This window comes from Leyella lascolaii (assembly GCF_900079775.1).
GTDB lineage: Bacteria > Bacteroidota > Bacteroidia > Bacteroidales > Bacteroidaceae > Prevotella > Prevotella lascolaii.
Genome location: NZ_LT556036.1, coordinates 314,193 through 330,606 on the forward strand (window position 1 = coordinate 314,193; position 16,414 = coordinate 330,606).

A 16,414-nucleotide genomic window follows, 5' to 3' on the forward strand; every position below is an offset into this window, starting at 1 on the left:
GTTATCCAGCTGTACAAACTCTTTACCGCTCGCGCTCATGCCCTTGCCGCCGGGCGTATTTTCTTGTGCGAATTTCAGTCGTCCGCTGTTGATGCCGAAAACTTTTGGGACGAAGACCGAACTACAACGGTTGTCCCGGTGTCAGGAATCTTCCTTTCCCTTGTTGCGGCAAAGCGTATTCCTGCCAAAAAGTTTGCGTCATAGGCGAACGGCTCATCCTGCACTGAAAAATAACTTCCTGCGGCAAGGGCAAGCAGCTCGATAGCAGGGAAATAAGAACATCATCATTATGAAATTTACAGTATCATCAACCGCAATGGCGAACAAACTGGCTGCAATGGCCAAAGTAATGAACAACAAACCGGCACTGCCCATTCTTTCCACGTTCATGCTGGAGGTGAAAGAAGACACACCGCTGGAAGTGACCGCCTCTGACCTGGAATGTGTATGGCACGGCTCGCTGGATATTACAGGACAGGAGGGAACAGGCAAAGTGTGCATCACGGCGTCCACCTTGTTGGAGGCAGTGAAAAATCTGCCCGAACAGCCGATTACCTTCACCATCAATGATAATGACAAAAGCGTGACCATCCACTATTTGAACGGACATTACGACATGGCAGGGTTTGGCAGCGATGAATATCCCATGATGCAAGATGAGAGTGACATTCGCTTCGACATGGACGCTGCCACATTATGCAATTCCATTGACCAATCGCTTTATGCCGTTTCATACGATGCCCAGCGACCTGTAATGACAGGGATAAGCTACACTTTTGCAGGTGAAAAGGTGGAGTGTGCCGCCTCCGATGGACACAAGTTGGTGCGCAACACCTATCTCTTGGCAGGAAATGCGGAAGATTGCCGTTTCATCTTGTCGGCAAAGGCAGCAAAGATTGTCAAGTTGTTGTTACAGAAGAAGGAGGGCAACGTGGAAGTGTCATACAACAAGCGGAACATTGTGTTCAAAACCGACACGGACAGCTTTAGCACACGGCTGATAGAGGGGGTATATCCCAACTATAATGCCATTGTTCCTACCAACAGCGACAAGGAAGCAACCATCGACCGCCAAGCTTTGTTATCTGCCATCCGTCGTGTGGGCATATTCGCGGAAAGGACAAGCCGCCAGCTTGTATTGTCTTTTTCGGGCATGGCATTGCTCCTCACGGGGCATGATTTTGACAATGCCACTTCGGCCGAGGAAACCGTATTCTGCACCTACCAAGGGAATGAAATCCGTATCGCTTTTCACGCCGAGAACCTCAAAATGGTTTTGGAGAATATGGACGCAGCCGAAGTACGCTTCCGCATGAGCGAAGCCTGCCGAGCCGCCATCATCGAACCCGTTTCGGGCGATGGTCAGTCGGAACACTTGGCTTTGCTGATGCCGATGATGTTGCCCGAGTGACACAACATAAAGTACAGGGTTTTCCCAATGCCCTGTACCCCATTCAAACATATTATCTAACTAACAAACATTAACAATCATGCCTAATTGGTGTAACACATCCCTTGTATTCGAGGGTGACAAACAAGAAATCAAGACCCTTTACCAAACGATGAAAAGGTTGGAAAGACGCAAAACTCCATTGGTAGAAAACGACTTTGGCTCCAACTGGCTGGGTTGCCTTGTCGAAGCCTTGGGTGGCCAATGGAAAGAAACCTATTGCCGTGGCACATGGTTTTCTCTGAAATGCCACAGGAATAACTTGCGCATGGAAACCGAAACCGCATGGGGTCCTTGCATCGAAACATATGACTTCATCTGCAAGGTATTTCCGTCACTGACCTATTACTACCGTTCCGAAGAACCGATGATGGCGGAATACCTGACTAATGATAACGATGGACGTTATTTCAAAGAGCGTTACATCGCGGACGTGAATGTTCCCGATGGAGAATTTATGGTGGAGTATTTTAACCATATGGAAGAAGCCCTGCAATGGATAGCTGAAATAAGCAAGTGCGATATACGGTCGGAAGCAGACGTGGAAGCCCTCAATGAGCAATGGCATACTGGCGACAACGAGGGATATTGTTACCTGCATCATTACCGAGTGGTCTAAACAGGCTAAAATCAAACGGACTGTGCGGTTCATGGGATGCCTTGCAAGTGTCCCATACCGCACAAGCCGTCAATACATCTGTTGCCACATATTAGCGTGCGTAATAATTACGTGATAAAAAAGAAATATGGTTTCTATTTGTTTATTTTGCATAGAAAATCACCGATATGGACAAACGAAACATTATATTGGAAGATGGCGGCAATGCCGTGGCAAGTTGCCCGGTCATTGTTTCCGCAAGCCGCAGCACCGACATTCCGGCGTTTTATGCCGACTGGTTTTTCCATCGCCTCCAAGTAGGTTACTCGGTATGGACAAACCCTTTCAGCAAAGTTCGGAGTTACGTATCTTACAAGGATACAAGGTTTATCGTATTTTGGTCGAAGAACCCGCACCCCTTGTTGCCTTATTTGGATATTCTGCGAGGAAAGGGCATAGGGTGTTATATACAATACACATTAAACGATTATGAACTCGAACGCTTGGAAACAGGTGTTCCTCCATTGGTGGAGCGCATAGACACGTTCAAGAAACTGGCCACACGTTTAGGCAAGGAAGCCGTGATATGGCGTTTCGACCCCATGCTACTCACGGGAAACCTCTCCTTGGACGGCTTGCTTGATAAGGTGGAACGCATAGGTGACCAACTCAAGGGATATACCGAAAAAATGGTGTTCAGCTATGCCGACATCGCTAACTATAGAAAGGTAAAATCCAATTTAGACAAGAGCGGGATATGTTATCGGGAATGGACTGAAGGGCAGATGGTTGAATTTGCAGAACGCCTTTCCGAGTTGAACAAGACGAATGGTTGGAATTATGCCTTGGCGACTTGCGGTGAAAAGGTGGAGCTTGCCCGGTATGGCATAGCTCATAACCGTTGCATCGATGCCGACCTCATCGCCCGCTTGGCTTGGCAGGACAAGATGTTGATGAAGCACATGGGTGTCGAAGTCAAAGAAATAACCTCGCACGGCCTGTTTGATGACGGCTTGTTGCCGCCCGGTGCCATACCATTGCCGGGAAATCGGTATTTCATAAGCCGGCATAAGAAAGACCCAGGCCAACGCCTGTCGTGTGGCTGCATGGCTTCCAAGGACATCGGGGAGTATGACACCTGCCCCCATCTTTGTGAATACTGCTATGCCAATTCCTCTAAACCTTCGGCATTGGCTAACTGGGAGCGGCATCAAAATAACAATTTTTCAGAAACAATTACAGGTAAATAATGGCTATGGACAAATATGATTTTATCAAGAAGGGTGCCACAGTCTATTGGCATGACCCGGATGGCGGTTTATCGGATGGGGAGTATGAGATAATATCTGCTCCTGAAGAAATTGAAGAGGACAGCATCATTTTAATAGCTTCCGATTGTTCGGAGGCAGAAGTTTTCCCCACGGAATTGTCCTGTTGCTGAAATGAAATTACAAAAATTGGAAATGGGTCAGCCGTTTGGAAATACCCCACGGCTGACATTTTGATACATGATACAGCATCCGTTTGCAAGAACGATTCCTATTTTACCTACCTCGGCGATATGGCACATAGTCTTCCGCTATAGCCCCCACCAGTTCCCTGTCCTCATGCGCCACCTCCTGCGTGTTCCCGTCGCCGTCCACATCCATGATGTCCGGCTTGGCTTCGATGCGTTCTTGCACGGCATCAATCTGCTGCGAAATCATCGAGGTGGCTCTTTTTACATCGAACAAGGTCGTTTTCAAGAACTCCGGTGATTCCTGCAAGCTGCCCAGCCACGATTTTAAGTAAGCCGCTGATTCCTCTTTTATCTGTTTTGCCATGCCATACCGCGAGGCCAACAGCGCACTGCCCAGTTCGGCCACCAATTCTTCCCTTGCATACTCCTCCGACCCAAATGCGGCAGGTTTCAAACGGTTCAACCGGCTTTCATGCCCGGAGCTGTGAGTCATTTCATGCAGCATGGTACCGTAATAGGACTCCCCAGCTACAAACTGCGTCTTTTCAGGGATAACAATTTCGTCTTTGCTGATACTGTAATACGCACGGTCTTGGTGCATGGGGCGAATGGGGCACACCCATAGCCCTTTATCCACCATTTCGTCCAATGGGGCGAACGAGAATGACTCACCTTCCAATTTTACGGGTGGTTTCAGTGCATTGGCAGACCGAATCTTCTCGTATAGTTCGGGACGAGCCTCGCGGAGATTGGTCTGGTCTACATTGAATACGTTATATACGTTCATCTTCGGATAGACATTGTACCGCTGCTTTTCTTCGTCCGACAGCCGCTTGTACTCGTCATATTTGATTTTCTCTTTCGTTTCCTTGTCCACTACGGTAAAGGTGGTGATGAACACTGGAAACGATTTCTCACCTTTCTGCACGGATACCAACGGCAGCTTTTCCCCGTTCTCATCCACCAAAGGCTGACGCGAGCCGTCCTTCTTCTTGCTGTAATTGAGTGAAAGCGCGGCATCGAAGGTGCAAAATACAGGAAGCTCGTATCCCCTTTTCTCACATTCCAATGCCAACATGAGGGCATTCATCCCGTTGTACTCCCTGCCCGAAAGATTCTTTGGCCATTTCATCATGCCTTCTGTAAACCAAGGCTTCGACCAGTCCTTTTTCAAGGTGGAAATCTTTTCTATCATCAGTTCCGTGAATCGTTCCAACGCCCGGTCTTCCGCCGACGGGCCATCCCTATGGTAATCATTCCTCTTTGCCATGCCTACGCTTGTGTTTGGTTGTTATGCTCCTTTTTTACCCATTCTGCCAACTCTTCCACCCGGCAAGCAATGTTGAGCTTGTCAAGGTAGGCTGACAGTTCCAGCTTACCTTTGGCTGTTATACCTGTCTTGGGTACAAGGAATGCCTCCCGCTCAGCTGAGAAACGGATGAAACGCACCCAAGTGAAAGCGAAGGCATCGCCATCTTTCTCGGTACTGAAAGCCGAGAACACCAGATACTTGCCGCCTTTTTTATCAGTCTTTTCCTCCACCTGCTTGCCGATGGTGCCGCGAAATTCAATGTCGCCCTCTATGTTGTCCTTGTCGGATGCAGGGGTAAAATCCACTGCATCGGCATGGAAATTCAAGTATAGGTTGTCGCTGCGCTTGCGAAAAGTGAGCGTGCCTCGCATTTCTACCTTTGTACCCACAGCATATGGGTTGGTGTCCGATTCACCTCCATCCATTGACACGGAGATTTCCACTTGCTTGCCCGCTCCCGACTTGGCGGGAATGGTGGTCTTGACACCAAAGCAGATGAATGTTTGTCCCTCGCTATTGGTCCGCACCGTCGCCGCCCGGCTGACCGTGCCGTTGATTGTCACATTGCATTTAATCATATGGTTATCCTTTATTGGTGATGTATTCGATATTTTGTCTATTATCTCATTTGCAGGTTCTCGCCTTGTCCGTTATGTTGTTCCATTCCCTGCTCATAGTTCCGAACCACTTGCCCGGAAAGGGCGATGCCGCCCACAATTGCCGCCACTTGGCTGCGTTTCTGTTCTGCCGTGGTACCCGTATCGGAAAGGACAAGGGAAAGGCGGTTCATCTCCGATGCGGTCAGTTCGTGCGAGAAACTGCCGTCGCCACTGTCGATATGCAAGATGGGGCTGCCGTTGTCCTGCACCTCCAACACGCACTCCTTGCAGGCGGGCAGCAATGCCGAGAGGTCGATGCGTTTGCTCAAGGCCGCTTCGGTAGCCAACCTCATCTGTTCCTCCTTGTTGTCAATCTGCATGGCGAGAGCCATAAGCGAAGTGAACATAGTAATGGCCATTTCCACAATGGGGTCAGCACCGTAACCGAGGTGCTCGTTGCTGTCCTCCGATGAAAGTAATTTCTTCATCCACTCATCCGGTGACAGGCCTGCGTCGATAGCCGTGCCGTCTGTGGCTTTGTATTTTGCCAATAAATCCTTGCCATCGTGCAGCAGTTGCAGGTTAATCTTCCCCTTTTGGGCAATCTCAGCCAAGTATGCCGCAGGGTCGATGTCACGCCTTGTACCGTCGGTGGAGAGTTGCGCCACACCGAATTGGAGGTTGTCACGTGACAAGCCCAGTTGCTGCCCGGCGTTTACCGTATCGCCCACTTTGGCATGGGTGTTCGTCAGGCCTTGGTAGCTGACCTGATAAGTGGTTCCATCTGCCCGTGCATACTCCACGGTCAATGATTTGCCGGCATCCACTGCCACGACCTTGCCATTGTCTTCCGTGGCCAATATGGCTTCATTGTCCGTTGGAAGAGTGATGCTGCGCTGTTCGCCAAACGGCACAGTCACCAACAGAAACTCTGCCCGTTCCAACGGAAAGACATAATCCTTGCTCTCTCCGGCAAGGTGGCTGTCCCCGTCCTCGCCAGGTGTCCGGCCTTGCGCCTGCATCTCTTCCATCACCATGCGGTCGTACCTGTCAAGCCCGTTCCGCTCGATGATACCGATGAGCGAGGCAGCGTAGTTGCCTCCCGTGGCATATCCCGCCTGTTCCAGTCCTTTCGCCCAGCCTTGGTAGTCATCAGCTTGCAGGTCGAAACAACCGGCGTACCGCTGGTTCTCCGAAAGGAAGCGTGAATGGTGTTCGTAGGAATCGGCCACGCTGTCATAGCTGCAAAACTTCTCATTGGGTTTGTCATCTGTGTACAAGCCATACTTGCCGCCACCGTCCAACCAGCCTTGCGTGGCCTTGATGCCGAAATGGTTGTTCTCTTTCTTTGCCAAGGTGCTTTCGCCGTTGCTGCTTTCCAAAATGCCCTGTGCCAGTGTCACGGAGGCCGGAATCCCATACCGACGCATCTGCTCCATCGCATATGCTGCGTATCGCTCCGCGTATGTTTCGTTCTTGCTTTTGCCCATATCCAAATCTTATGATTGTCAATACTTTGTTATTATCGTCCACGACCCATACGTACCTCATTCTCCTTGCTTATTGTCTGCTCGGGGTTCTCCAACTGGTCACAGATGGCTACCCGTTGTCCAGATCGGATAAGTTTGGGAAGATGGGTGTCCAAATCCCCGAAGGGGAAGGAAACGATGTCTGCTTTATCTCCATGTACTACATCAAGTCCTAATATCCGTGAGGCGGTCTGTGCGTCTTCCTTGTAGGCCACATAGTTGTCGCCGGTCCGGAACAGCAGCACGGCATCGGGGTGCTTGCCTTTAAGTTGGTCGTACTGTTCCTGCATGGCCGGGGTAAATGGTTGTCCCTTGGCGTTAGCATCAAATGCTATGCGGGTTTGTTCCCCTTGATGGGGTTCTTGTGATTGGGCCTGCGCGTTTGCCTGTTGCAACACATCAGCAAAGAGCTTGGCTGCCAGGCAGGTCCTATATTCGGCCATATCCTCCGCCGCCCACATTCGTTGCCACTGCTGGGGTGTCACCAGCCTCGGCTGCACTTTCTCTATGCCGTCGATGACCGGGGCGCAGAGAATGCGCTCGTCCTTGGTGCGGAAGATATTCACCCGCTTGATTTTGGACAGGTCGGCATTCTCGGCGGGACCAGCAAACAAGTCCACTTTCAGTTCCGGCCTATTCTGTGCCAGGGCGTAGTATTTGTTAGCCAAGTCGTGGCGGACTTCGGCAGATGCTTCTTGTTGACCTTGTTTGATGGTGGTAAAGAAACGGTTGACATCCTCTTTGTCGGGATAGACGCTGAATGACGTTTCTCCCTGCGGTTTGAGGTACAACGCCCAGCGTCCGTCATCGTCACGCAACATCTGTATGCGGTCGAACTGTACGGAGGTTGCGTTTTCTACCGCTTCCGACACGTCGATGTACGAGAGTGTCCGCAGTTCCTTGCCCTCCAATTTGGCCGTGGTCACCTCCTTGCCCTCAAAATAACTGTCATCGGGACGGAAGCCCAGCAAGCCATCCTTGTTGAAGAAGCGGACGAATGTAGCCCCTTGCGCCCGCAAGGCACTCTCGATGCGTGTTTTGGAGAAGCCGGGCAGATTGTTCGTCACCGCCTTTGCCCCGCGTTCAGACCGCTCTTGGGCGTTCATCACCTCGTCCGGTGTCAAGCAGTATGGGCGTTTGTCGCCATCGGGAAAGGCCACATGACCGCCCTCCAACGCTCCGGCCGGCAGCACGACATCCACGATGCCCGTCTGCTTGTCGCGCACGATGACCATCTCCTTGGTAGAGCGGTCGGGTATCCCCTTCAAGCTGTCCGACACCGTATAGCTGCCCTTTGTATTCCATTCGGCGGGCATATATTCCTTGCAGGACTCCGCCATCTGTGTGCCGTAATGGACGGCTTCAGTAAAGGCGATTTCCATCACTTCAGGGTCTTCATCATGCACCTTTAACAACGCTTCCTCCACTTTCTTGTCATAGAAGCCCAGATTGAACTTTTCCAGGAACGTCTGTTTCTCGGCGGGAGAGGCGAAATTTCGGCTGTCCACACCCATGCCTCCCTTGCGGATGATGTCGATCAGAATGGCGCTCTCCCTTGAATCCACTTGCGGCTTCTGTTTCTCGCGCAATTCGGTGGTGCGCTTGTGGTCAAGCAAGGTCGCGTATTCTATTTTCTCGCCACGCTCTGCCTTGCGCATCACCTCCACGGCATTGTTCACGTCCGTTTCGATGGCTTCCAACAGGGTGGGGTTCTCTTGCAGTTCCTGTGTCCAGTATTCCACCAAAGGCAGGTTCTCCGCTGACATTTTGGCCGGCAGGCCGAAGTCCATCATCTTCACTCCGGCAGCGAGTTCGGCCACCAGCCGTTCATATTTCACGGCATCTTCCGATGGTGCTTTCCCACCCTGCATCACCATGCCTTCACGGGCAAGGCGTTGCCGGTGGCCGGTGGCGCTTGCCACTTGGCGCACCAATTCCTGCACATAGTCGGGGTAAGAGGAAAAATGTTTTTGGTCTGGCATATAGACGGCATCCTTGGCGATGTCGTAACGGGGGGTGCCGGTACCGTCCTTGCGTATGGGCACGAGGTTTTCCTTGATTTGCGCCACGAAATGGTTGACGGCATTCCGCAACTGCCGTTCTTCCGCTTTGAGATTGCCCCGGTCGTTGATGCCGCCGTGACTCTCCAATAGGGCACGGTAGGTTTCGGGAATGGAATCGGACAGCGTGGTCTGGTCCACGTTGAACAGGATGCGTATCTCCCGGTTGCGCACCCCTTTGTATTGTTTCCGCTCTTCCTTGTCCAACTGGAGGTAGTCTTCCCTCGACATCGTGTCGCTCGGGTCGTTGCGGTTGACGTACTTCTCCCATTTGTACCAATGGAACGGCACTCCTTTCTCGCCTTGCAGCACCGCCTCGCCGTGTTTCTTAGCTTCGTTGAACGAGAAATAGCGGGCGGTCTTGTAACCGCCACGGTCGGCGTGCATACCGAGTATGAGGGCGTTGAACGGGCTGACTTCCGGACCTTTCGGGTAAAACCTTGGAGCCGTCCTGCCCGAAGCGTTCAACCAATAGCCGCCGCTGATTGCCGCGCCATTCAATGCGCCAGACAGCAGTTCCTTCTCCCGTTCCACGGCAGCTTTTTCTTGTGGGCTTTTGTCCTTGCTCATATATCTTCAGTTTAGTTTTACTTGATACCAAATGTCCTTTCCCTGCCTTCTTCCAAGGTCTGTTCCGATGCGCGGTAGTTTTCTTGGGTCATTTGCCTTGTTTCCTCATGCTTGGCCAGCACGGCATTGGCGAGGGTATTTATCGGCAATGCTCCTTCCCGGCAGGCTTCGGCGGCATGGTATGGCAACAGGATGCTGCACGGCACACCGTCGATGTCCATAAAGAGGTTGTCTCCTTGCAGTACGGGATGGGCGAGCCTTGCATTCAACGGTTCATCGGGATAGGGTTTATACAGCTGTTTGGCCGATGTTTCTTCTTGCCGGTCAAGAGCCTCCTGTCCGGCCTTGTTAAGCAGGTTCAAGCCGCCCATGCCTATCAGCACCATTTTCAACAAGGGGTTGCGGACGAACATGCCTAGCAAGATGGAGGCAATGGGCAGCAGGCTGTCCTTTACCCCGAATGATTTGGTATGACCGGTGAACAAGTCTATCAGCACATCGGGAAGCATGGAAACAACATAGCCCAGGTTCCTGCCCACACCGCCGATACCGTCTAATCCGAATGTCCTGAGCAGTCCATCCCAACCGTTTTCATTAGAGGGCTGTTGATCTGGTTGTCTAGTTTGTCGGGGCGATTGTGGCATTTGTGGCTCGTCCGATGTCGGTCCTTGACTGTCTGATGTCGGTGCTTGCCCGTCCGTAGAAAGGGGGTTCAAGCTGTTTATACCCTTTGGTTCTTCTTGCAAGGCTTGTTGCTCAGCCAAGTATTCTTCCTCATGTCCGGGTGCCACAACCAAGGGCATATTCTTGTAGCGTTCATCGTTGCGTTTGTCTTCAAATATCTCGGGAAACATTGACTGGAGGCTGGGAAAATCCGGTAGGGTATTCTGCTCCATCCAATCCGCCCATACCGGTCTTTCGGTAAGGATGCCCATCGGCTTGGCCAATTGGCTGTTGACCGACAGCACATAGTCGTTCTCGTAGGATAGGATTTTGTTTCCTTGCTTGCGGAAGCCAGTGAACACGTTATCCTCCGCACCGAACACGGCACGGCTGATGCAATCTTCTACGGTGGGCGGTTTCTTTCCGGCATTCTCCTTGCCCTCGATGTACCACTCCACACCGTAGGAAGCGGCTTCCAAGCCCACCGTTCCTGCCAGTGCCGCCCAAGATGCGATGCCGCCGGTAGCCACGGCATCGGCAGCCAATGACACGCCGCGTCCGGCCCACTTTTCCCCGGTGGAAGGGTTATAGGCGGCCTCGCCCCTTGCGTCTATCTCCTGTTGTAAGGGGGAGCGCATCAACGAATCGGCAAACCCGAACAAGCTTCCCTCCATGCCCTTGCGCAGCACATATTCCACCGATGACTTGGGCATCTGCTCTTTGACCATACGGTCAACCATCATCTGCTCCACCCGGTAGTCCAAGTAGGCGTATGCAAGGTCGCCACCTAACCGGGCAGACAGCTTGTCGTACTGCTCCCTGCCAATCTCGGCGACCACGGCCTCCCGCCATTCATGTGCCAACAGTGCCAGGTCGGATGTGAAATCCTTGTTCCCGGCGATGCGTTCGCGGCACATCTCCACATAGTCCTCGGCGGTCTTGCTGTTCCATTCACCCGTCAGGCGCAGATACTGCAGGGTGTTGTCAGGCATACCCGTGGCACCGGCGGCAAAGCTGCCAAGCAACCCCGCCGGGCTGAGTGCGTATTCGCCAATTTCTTCCGCCTGTTTCTTGCCGAGGAAGTCCTTCACGCTACGCATGACAGGGACGAAATGGGTGTCAAAGTAGCTTTGCAGGCAGTATTCCACTTCGGCAAACCGTTCGCTATGTTGTATTTCCTTGCTCATGATGTTACATGATGTTAAGTTGCTTCATCAGTTGTTCCTTGGTCTGTTCTATCGCATGGCGGCAGGCTTCCATCTGCTTGGGATAGTATTTCTCCAGCAGGGTGTCCTTGGCTATCTCATCGTGGATAAAGCCCACCGCCGTTTGCCGGTTGATCTCCACCGAGGCTTCCCCGTCCTCCTTGTTGTTGAACCAGGCTTTCGTCCACCAACGCAAACCTGCCCGGTCGGGATAGACGGTGACAAGCCTGGGTATGTCGAAACTGCGCACGTCTATCTCCAGTCCTTCCAACGGGTCGGTGACGCCGATGGCGGCTACCGCTTCGTCAAGTCTTTTTTTTTACCGCTTTCGTCCAACGTGGAGAGGAACACCCCGTGACGGAACGCCAAGTAGTCCAGGAAGTCGCCTATCAGCAGGTTTTGTACCTTGGCGGCGATAGGTATGGAGCGGCTGCCGATGCCGAGCGGGTTGGCCAACGAGGGTATCACCTCATAGAAATAGTTGCGGATAGCCGAAAGCGAGAAAATATTGCGTAGCGACTGGACGGTGTGGCCGGATACCTTGTATTGTCCGCCCGCGATGTCCGTAAGGTAGTCGGGATAGAAGCGGAGCATCAGTTGCTCGATTTCCTCCCGGTCATCGTCATAGTCAGTGGGTATCTCCATTTCGAGGGTGTCGAAGTCGGGCATACCGGTATGTCCTTGTTGCTGCATCATCTTCAAATTGCCATAAATCATGGTGAGAAAGTCGATGGGGTTGATTTCTTCTCCGTCATACCGCACCTCCATGTGGAGCAGGTCGCCGCTGATGGCCAACACGCTCCCTGCCTTTACCTTTGCCCCGAACGGAGCCATTGCCCTTGCCAGGTGGGCGTAAGTCACTTCATACTTGCCGTACCGGGTCACTTGGAACAGCCCCTGCCTGGGGGTGCTCCCGATTCCCGTCACCACGCCGTCGGCCACTGCGGCCAGTATGTACCGATGCGTACCGAAATCCACGCCGTGGTGGAAAAACGTCTCGCCGCTCTTAGGATGGGCCTGTTCCCCATAGCCCAAGAGCATCTTCACTTCGCCGTCCCGTTCCTCAAACGGCATACAGTAGCCGCTTGCGGAAACAAGGTTCATTTCTTGTGTATAGTCCATATTCTCGTTATTGTCAATTTTCTTTCCGTTTTATCTTCGCATTCCTCCTTGGCGTTCCTGGCCCTCCTGCGGCGTTTGCCCTATGGGATGCGTCTGCTCAATCCGTGAGTTGTTACCGATAAGCATCATGCCCAGCAGCAGGCCGCCTATCTTGCCTAACCAGCCGAAACGGCCGAACACCAACAAGGCGGAAGCCACCAAACCGAGCATTCCCAAGCCCGACACGTTTCCTTTTCCCAAATTGGAGAAGAAATTGCCGAACATATCCAAACCGTTCCCACCAGTTATGTTGCCTAAGAACGTTCCGATACCTCCCCATGTCTGGTTCATGGTGGAAACGCCGTCCTTTACGCCTTGCAGGGCTTCACCCGCCTGGTCTACGGCCTGTTCCACACGGTCGGCGGCTTGCCCGGCCATTTCCACTCCTTTATCCACGTTCTCTTCACCGACCAGCACGTCGGCCACGGTGCGCACCACCGGCTTGTCGTTCACGATGTTCTCCCACGCAAGGTAACCCATGCCGCCTCCGACGACTGCAGTCTTGGTGGCGTGCCCGAATCCGGCAAGGGTGCGTTGGGGATGCACCACCGCCCCGCCCATCGAGCGGGTGACGGGGTTGTTGACCAGTTTCTTGCCAAAACCCAGTATTCTTGCCCATCCTGCCATATCCTATAATTATTTTGTAGTTGTTTCCATCCGTTTATAAATCTCCGTTTCTTCTCCATCTGCGCATGGCGGCACGGGCGATTTCTGCCTTGTCCGCTTTTTGCGGCCTTGCCCCTTCATCGATGGTCGCCCACACATCGGCCAGCGAGGTGTATTTCACCGCCAAAGTCAGGTGGCGAAGTTTTTTGTTCATCGCTTTCAGCTTCGGCCGGATGCCGAACACCAATTCTATCCGTTGTTTCTCAGTCATCTTGGTGTCGCTCAGGCATACTTGCCGGATGTCGTTCACGATTTCCACGCTGCCCAATATCAGTTCTTGATAGATGCGGTTGCGGTTCGGGGTGAGTGCCACGGCAATGGCATTCCCTGCATGGCTGCGCAGCTGGTCGTTCAGGCTTCCCATGTTCTCGGCCAGTTTGCCTACCTCGTGGTAGAAGCCGTATATCTGTGCCGCATAGCTGATGATGTCGCGGAAAGAATCGAGGTAGTCGTTGAACTTCCGTCGGATGTCCGTCGTGCCTTCCACTTCCTCCCGTGTCCAGATATGCCCGGTGGTCTGCATCAGCATCGCCCGTTCCTGTGCCTTCAACTGGTTTTCCGCCTTTTCGGTATAGAGGTACACCATCCCGGCCAGGGTCGGGTCGATTTGCGCCTTTAATTGCAACGAGCAGACAAGCAGCAAGCCCATTATCACGATATGTTTCTTTATCCCTCCCATGCTTCATTCATCATTATTTTTTCTTCATTGAATGATTTTTGCCGCCCTCCTCCATCTGTCTAAGGCAGCATGGGCCACTTCCCCGTTGCTACGGTCTATCATCCCGGCCGTGACGCTGTTCCACACATCAGTCATGGTGTAGTAGCGGATGCTCAGATGCAGCAGGTACAGTTTCTTGCTGAAAGCATCCAGCCTGTCGGACAAAGCCCAGAGGGTTTCGCTCCGTTCTGCACCTGTCAGCATGTTCTGCGGCCCTCCGGTAGCTACGGCATTTCTGAGTAGCGTATAAACCGAAACAAGTTCAGTGGCCGTTTCAATGTAGAGGTTGTTCATGCTCATCGTGGCGACAATGCCTTGCGGATTGTGGGTGATGGCCTTGCGCAGTTTGCCAAGAGTGATGAAAATGCGTACCCCGTCCTCATACAGGGTGGTGGCTGCTTTCAGCGAGGAGGCATAACCTTCCACCGTTTGCAGGTAGTCGCTGTATTTGCGTTCCCATTCATGAATGCGGTTGAACTCGGCGGCGATGGTGTTCTGCAAGACCGCCGTTTTAGTCTGGCCTTCAATCTGGTCTTGTATCTGGCTATTGATAGCCTCGTTGCCTTCTGCCAAGGCCAACCATTCCAAAGGGTTGGTCTGTACGAATTGCGCTTGTACCCGGATGCCGGCGCACAAGGCAAATACGATGGCCCATATCTTAACGGTTCGTGATTTCATAGATTCCCTTTCTTCGTTTGTTCAATTCTACCCGTCCACGGATGACAGTCACCAAATCGTCATTTATCCCCATGCCGATGATGTCAAGCTGTGGCGTGGTGCGGTCGCCTGAATGGACGCTCACGGTTTTCAGCCCGCAAAGTTGTTGCAGCAGGTTGCTCCGCTCGGCGAAATCCACTACCCGGTATAGTTCCACGTAATCGCTGCTCCGGGTAATCACCCCATGTTCATATATAAGTTGTTCGTCCGTAATGCGGTAAATCATGCGTTTGAGGTAGATAAAACGGTAAGCCAAGACCAACGACATGGCCACTGACAACCAAAGCAACAATCCCTTTAACGGCATTCCGTCCATCCCGGCACAAGCGTAACCGCACAGGTCGAGCGTCAGCAACGGCAGGTTGTCGATAAAAAACTGCAACGTCCGTGGTCGTAATTGCAGGGTGCCGGGTAGCATGAATGGGGATTGTGAATTAATCTGTGTCATCGCCTGAATCTGGTTTGTTTTTCTTCTGTATTATCTTGTTCCATGCTCTCGTCCATCCGTTTGTCCAAGAGTTGGTCGTTCCAGTCCTTGTAACCCTCGCTGGGAGGACGGTAATCGATATGCTGTTTCTCCAAGCCGAGTTCCTTACAGATGGCGTCAAAGTCAAAGGTGGCCACATTCATTTCGTGCCGCCTGTATTTCCCTGTCAAGTCGGTGACAACCAAGGTGCCTTTCTTGGTCGTATGCGAGTTGAATACCCTCCCGTTCACCTGCAAGGCGAAGTTCACGGCATAAAGCTGTCCTGCGCGGTCGCGGTCGAAACAGAGGTGGTGGTTGGCATCGGGTGTCTGCTCCAGCATCCCGGCAAACTGCCGCACGCTTGGGGTACCGCCCGTGGAAACAAACACGGCATTTCCCAAGTCGGCGTATGCCACATTTCCCTTCTTTTCAATTTGGTAGAACGCCATCGCATCGAAGGCGCTCTCAAACCAATACACATCCTTTGCTCCCGACAGCGGTGTGGTATAGCCCACATCGCTGCGGTGCTGCTCAAGCCTGCCTATCCACATGCCTTCGGTGGCGTTACTCCCTGCCGCCATGCCCTTGTAAGCGGTCTTCCCCTCGGCATTGGGGCGGCTGCGTTCTTCCAAACCGACAATCTGTTTGCCCGGCCATGCGGGCAGCGACAATGGAAAAGCGAGGTTGGTGAACGACTTGCCGTCTGTCCGATGTCTGGAAGCAAGGAAGAAATGGCCGCAAAAGGCACGTTGGGTGTCGAGGTCTATCCCTCGGTTCTTGAAATAGGGATAGAACTTCTTCTGGCTCTCCCAATCGTCCATGCGGAAGGCTTGCTGGTCGTATTCGTCGATGTCAAACGGTTTGCCCTCCTTGCCGGGGTTGAATATCCTTGTTTCACGGATTTCCTGCGGTTCGTTCAACAGGCGGCGACATACGAGGTTGACCAACCGGTCGGCGGACATCCCCGGAGTGTATTCGGCAAAGAAGTGGGGATGTTCCTTGATGAAGGAGATGACGTTGTAGTTCTTGCGTTCGGGTGGTTGGAAGCAGCAGAAGCCGTTGCCGGTGACGATGAACTTGTCGCCGCGCACCCTGCGCCCGTCGCTGTCAATGCGGACATACGACGGATAACGCAGTCCGTCACGACGGTTCAGCCGATAGCCTGCGTCCACCAGCAATTCCTGTATGCTCAGTCGCCTCTTGTAATCCTCGTAAGTCAGTTCTGCCATGACCAATTCTCA

15 protein-coding genes and 1 pseudogene are annotated in these 16,414 nt (G+C 52.6%); 4 read left to right on the forward strand and 12 right to left on the reverse strand.

Annotated features, from left to right (window positions below):
* Positions 1–289 precede the first annotated feature (289 nt).
* From dnaN to BN4609_RS04595, 4 genes are all read left to right on the forward strand, one after another.
* The gene (gene dnaN, locus BN4609_RS04580; protein WP_068855463.1) at positions 290–1,411 is read left to right on the forward strand and encodes a DNA polymerase III subunit beta; all 1,122 of its coding nucleotides are present in this window, start codon (positions 290–292) and stop codon (positions 1,409–1,411) included.
* Positions 1,412–1,562: 151 nt separating this feature from the next.
* Entirely contained in the window at positions 1,563–2,069 is a 507-nt protein-coding gene (locus BN4609_RS04585) for a hypothetical protein (protein WP_241033211.1), read from the forward strand.
* 167 nt (positions 2,070–2,236) lie between these two features.
* The gene (locus BN4609_RS04590; protein WP_068855465.1) at positions 2,237–3,298 is read left to right on the forward strand and encodes a DUF1848 domain-containing protein; all 1,062 of its coding nucleotides are present in this window, start codon (positions 2,237–2,239) and stop codon (positions 3,296–3,298) included.
* Complete coding sequence (locus tag BN4609_RS04595; RefSeq protein ID WP_241033212.1) at positions 3,298–3,489, forward strand: hypothetical protein; 192 nt, start codon at positions 3,298–3,300, stop codon at positions 3,487–3,489. Before BN4609_RS04590 ends, BN4609_RS04595 begins: the two co-directional genes overlap by 1 nt.
* A gap of 217 nt (positions 3,490–3,706) precedes the next feature.
* On the opposite strand, the pseudogene BN4609_RS04600 reads toward BN4609_RS04595, so the two are convergent.
* From BN4609_RS04600 to BN4609_RS04655, 12 genes and pseudogenes are all read right to left on the reverse strand, one after another.
* A pseudogene (locus BN4609_RS04600) lies at positions 3,707–4,777 on the reverse strand (ArdC family protein); the annotation flags it as partial.
* A 2-nt stretch (positions 4,778–4,779) separates the two neighbouring features.
* Complete coding sequence (locus BN4609_RS04605) at positions 4,780–5,397, reverse strand: hypothetical protein (protein ID WP_018667491.1); 618 nt, start codon at positions 5,395–5,397, stop codon at positions 4,780–4,782.
* Between the two features lie 41 nt (positions 5,398–5,438).
* A complete protein-coding gene (locus tag BN4609_RS04610; RefSeq protein ID WP_068855467.1) occupies positions 5,439–6,908 on the reverse strand; it encodes a glucosaminidase domain-containing protein in 1,470 nt (489 codons plus the stop codon).
* 32 nt (positions 6,909–6,940) lie between these two features.
* The gene (locus BN4609_RS04615) at positions 6,941–9,577 is read right to left on the reverse strand and encodes a MutS N-terminal domain-containing protein (RefSeq protein ID WP_068855468.1); all 2,637 of its coding nucleotides are present in this window, start codon (positions 9,575–9,577) and stop codon (positions 6,941–6,943) included.
* Between the two features lie 17 nt (positions 9,578–9,594).
* Positions 9,595–11,427 carry a hypothetical protein gene (locus BN4609_RS04620; protein WP_068855469.1) on the reverse strand — a complete coding sequence of 611 codons (1,833 nt, stop codon included), beginning with the start codon at positions 11,425–11,427 and terminating at the stop codon, positions 9,595–9,597.
* Between the two features lie 4 nt (positions 11,428–11,431).
* Positions 11,432–11,716 (reverse strand): hypothetical protein, encoded by a 285-nt coding sequence (locus tag BN4609_RS04625; RefSeq protein WP_068855470.1) that lies wholly within the window; start codon positions 11,714–11,716, stop codon positions 11,432–11,434.
* Positions 11,717–11,739: 23 nt separating this feature from the next.
* Positions 11,740–12,567, reverse strand: a complete 828-nt coding sequence (locus BN4609_RS04630; RefSeq protein ID WP_068855471.1) for a M23 family metallopeptidase — start codon at positions 12,565–12,567, stop codon at positions 11,740–11,742.
* Between the two features lie 30 nt (positions 12,568–12,597).
* A complete protein-coding gene (locus BN4609_RS04635) occupies positions 12,598–13,233 on the reverse strand; it encodes an antitoxin (RefSeq protein WP_068855472.1) in 636 nt (211 codons plus the stop codon).
* 34 nt (positions 13,234–13,267) lie between these two features.
* A complete protein-coding gene (locus BN4609_RS04640) occupies positions 13,268–13,921 on the reverse strand; it encodes a hypothetical protein (protein ID WP_068855642.1) in 654 nt (217 codons plus the stop codon).
* A gap of 54 nt (positions 13,922–13,975) precedes the next feature.
* Complete coding sequence (locus BN4609_RS04645; RefSeq protein WP_018667499.1) at positions 13,976–14,668, reverse strand: hypothetical protein; 693 nt, start codon at positions 14,666–14,668, stop codon at positions 13,976–13,978.
* Entirely contained in the window at positions 14,649–15,155 is a 507-nt protein-coding gene (locus BN4609_RS04650) for a PH domain-containing protein (protein ID WP_237472330.1), read from the reverse strand. Before BN4609_RS04650 ends, BN4609_RS04645 begins: the two co-directional genes overlap by 20 nt.
* Complete coding sequence (locus BN4609_RS04655) at positions 15,152–16,402, reverse strand: toprim domain-containing protein (protein WP_068855473.1); 1,251 nt, start codon at positions 16,400–16,402, stop codon at positions 15,152–15,154. Before BN4609_RS04655 ends, BN4609_RS04650 begins: the two co-directional genes overlap by 4 nt.
* Positions 16,403–16,414: the final 12 nt, after the last annotated feature.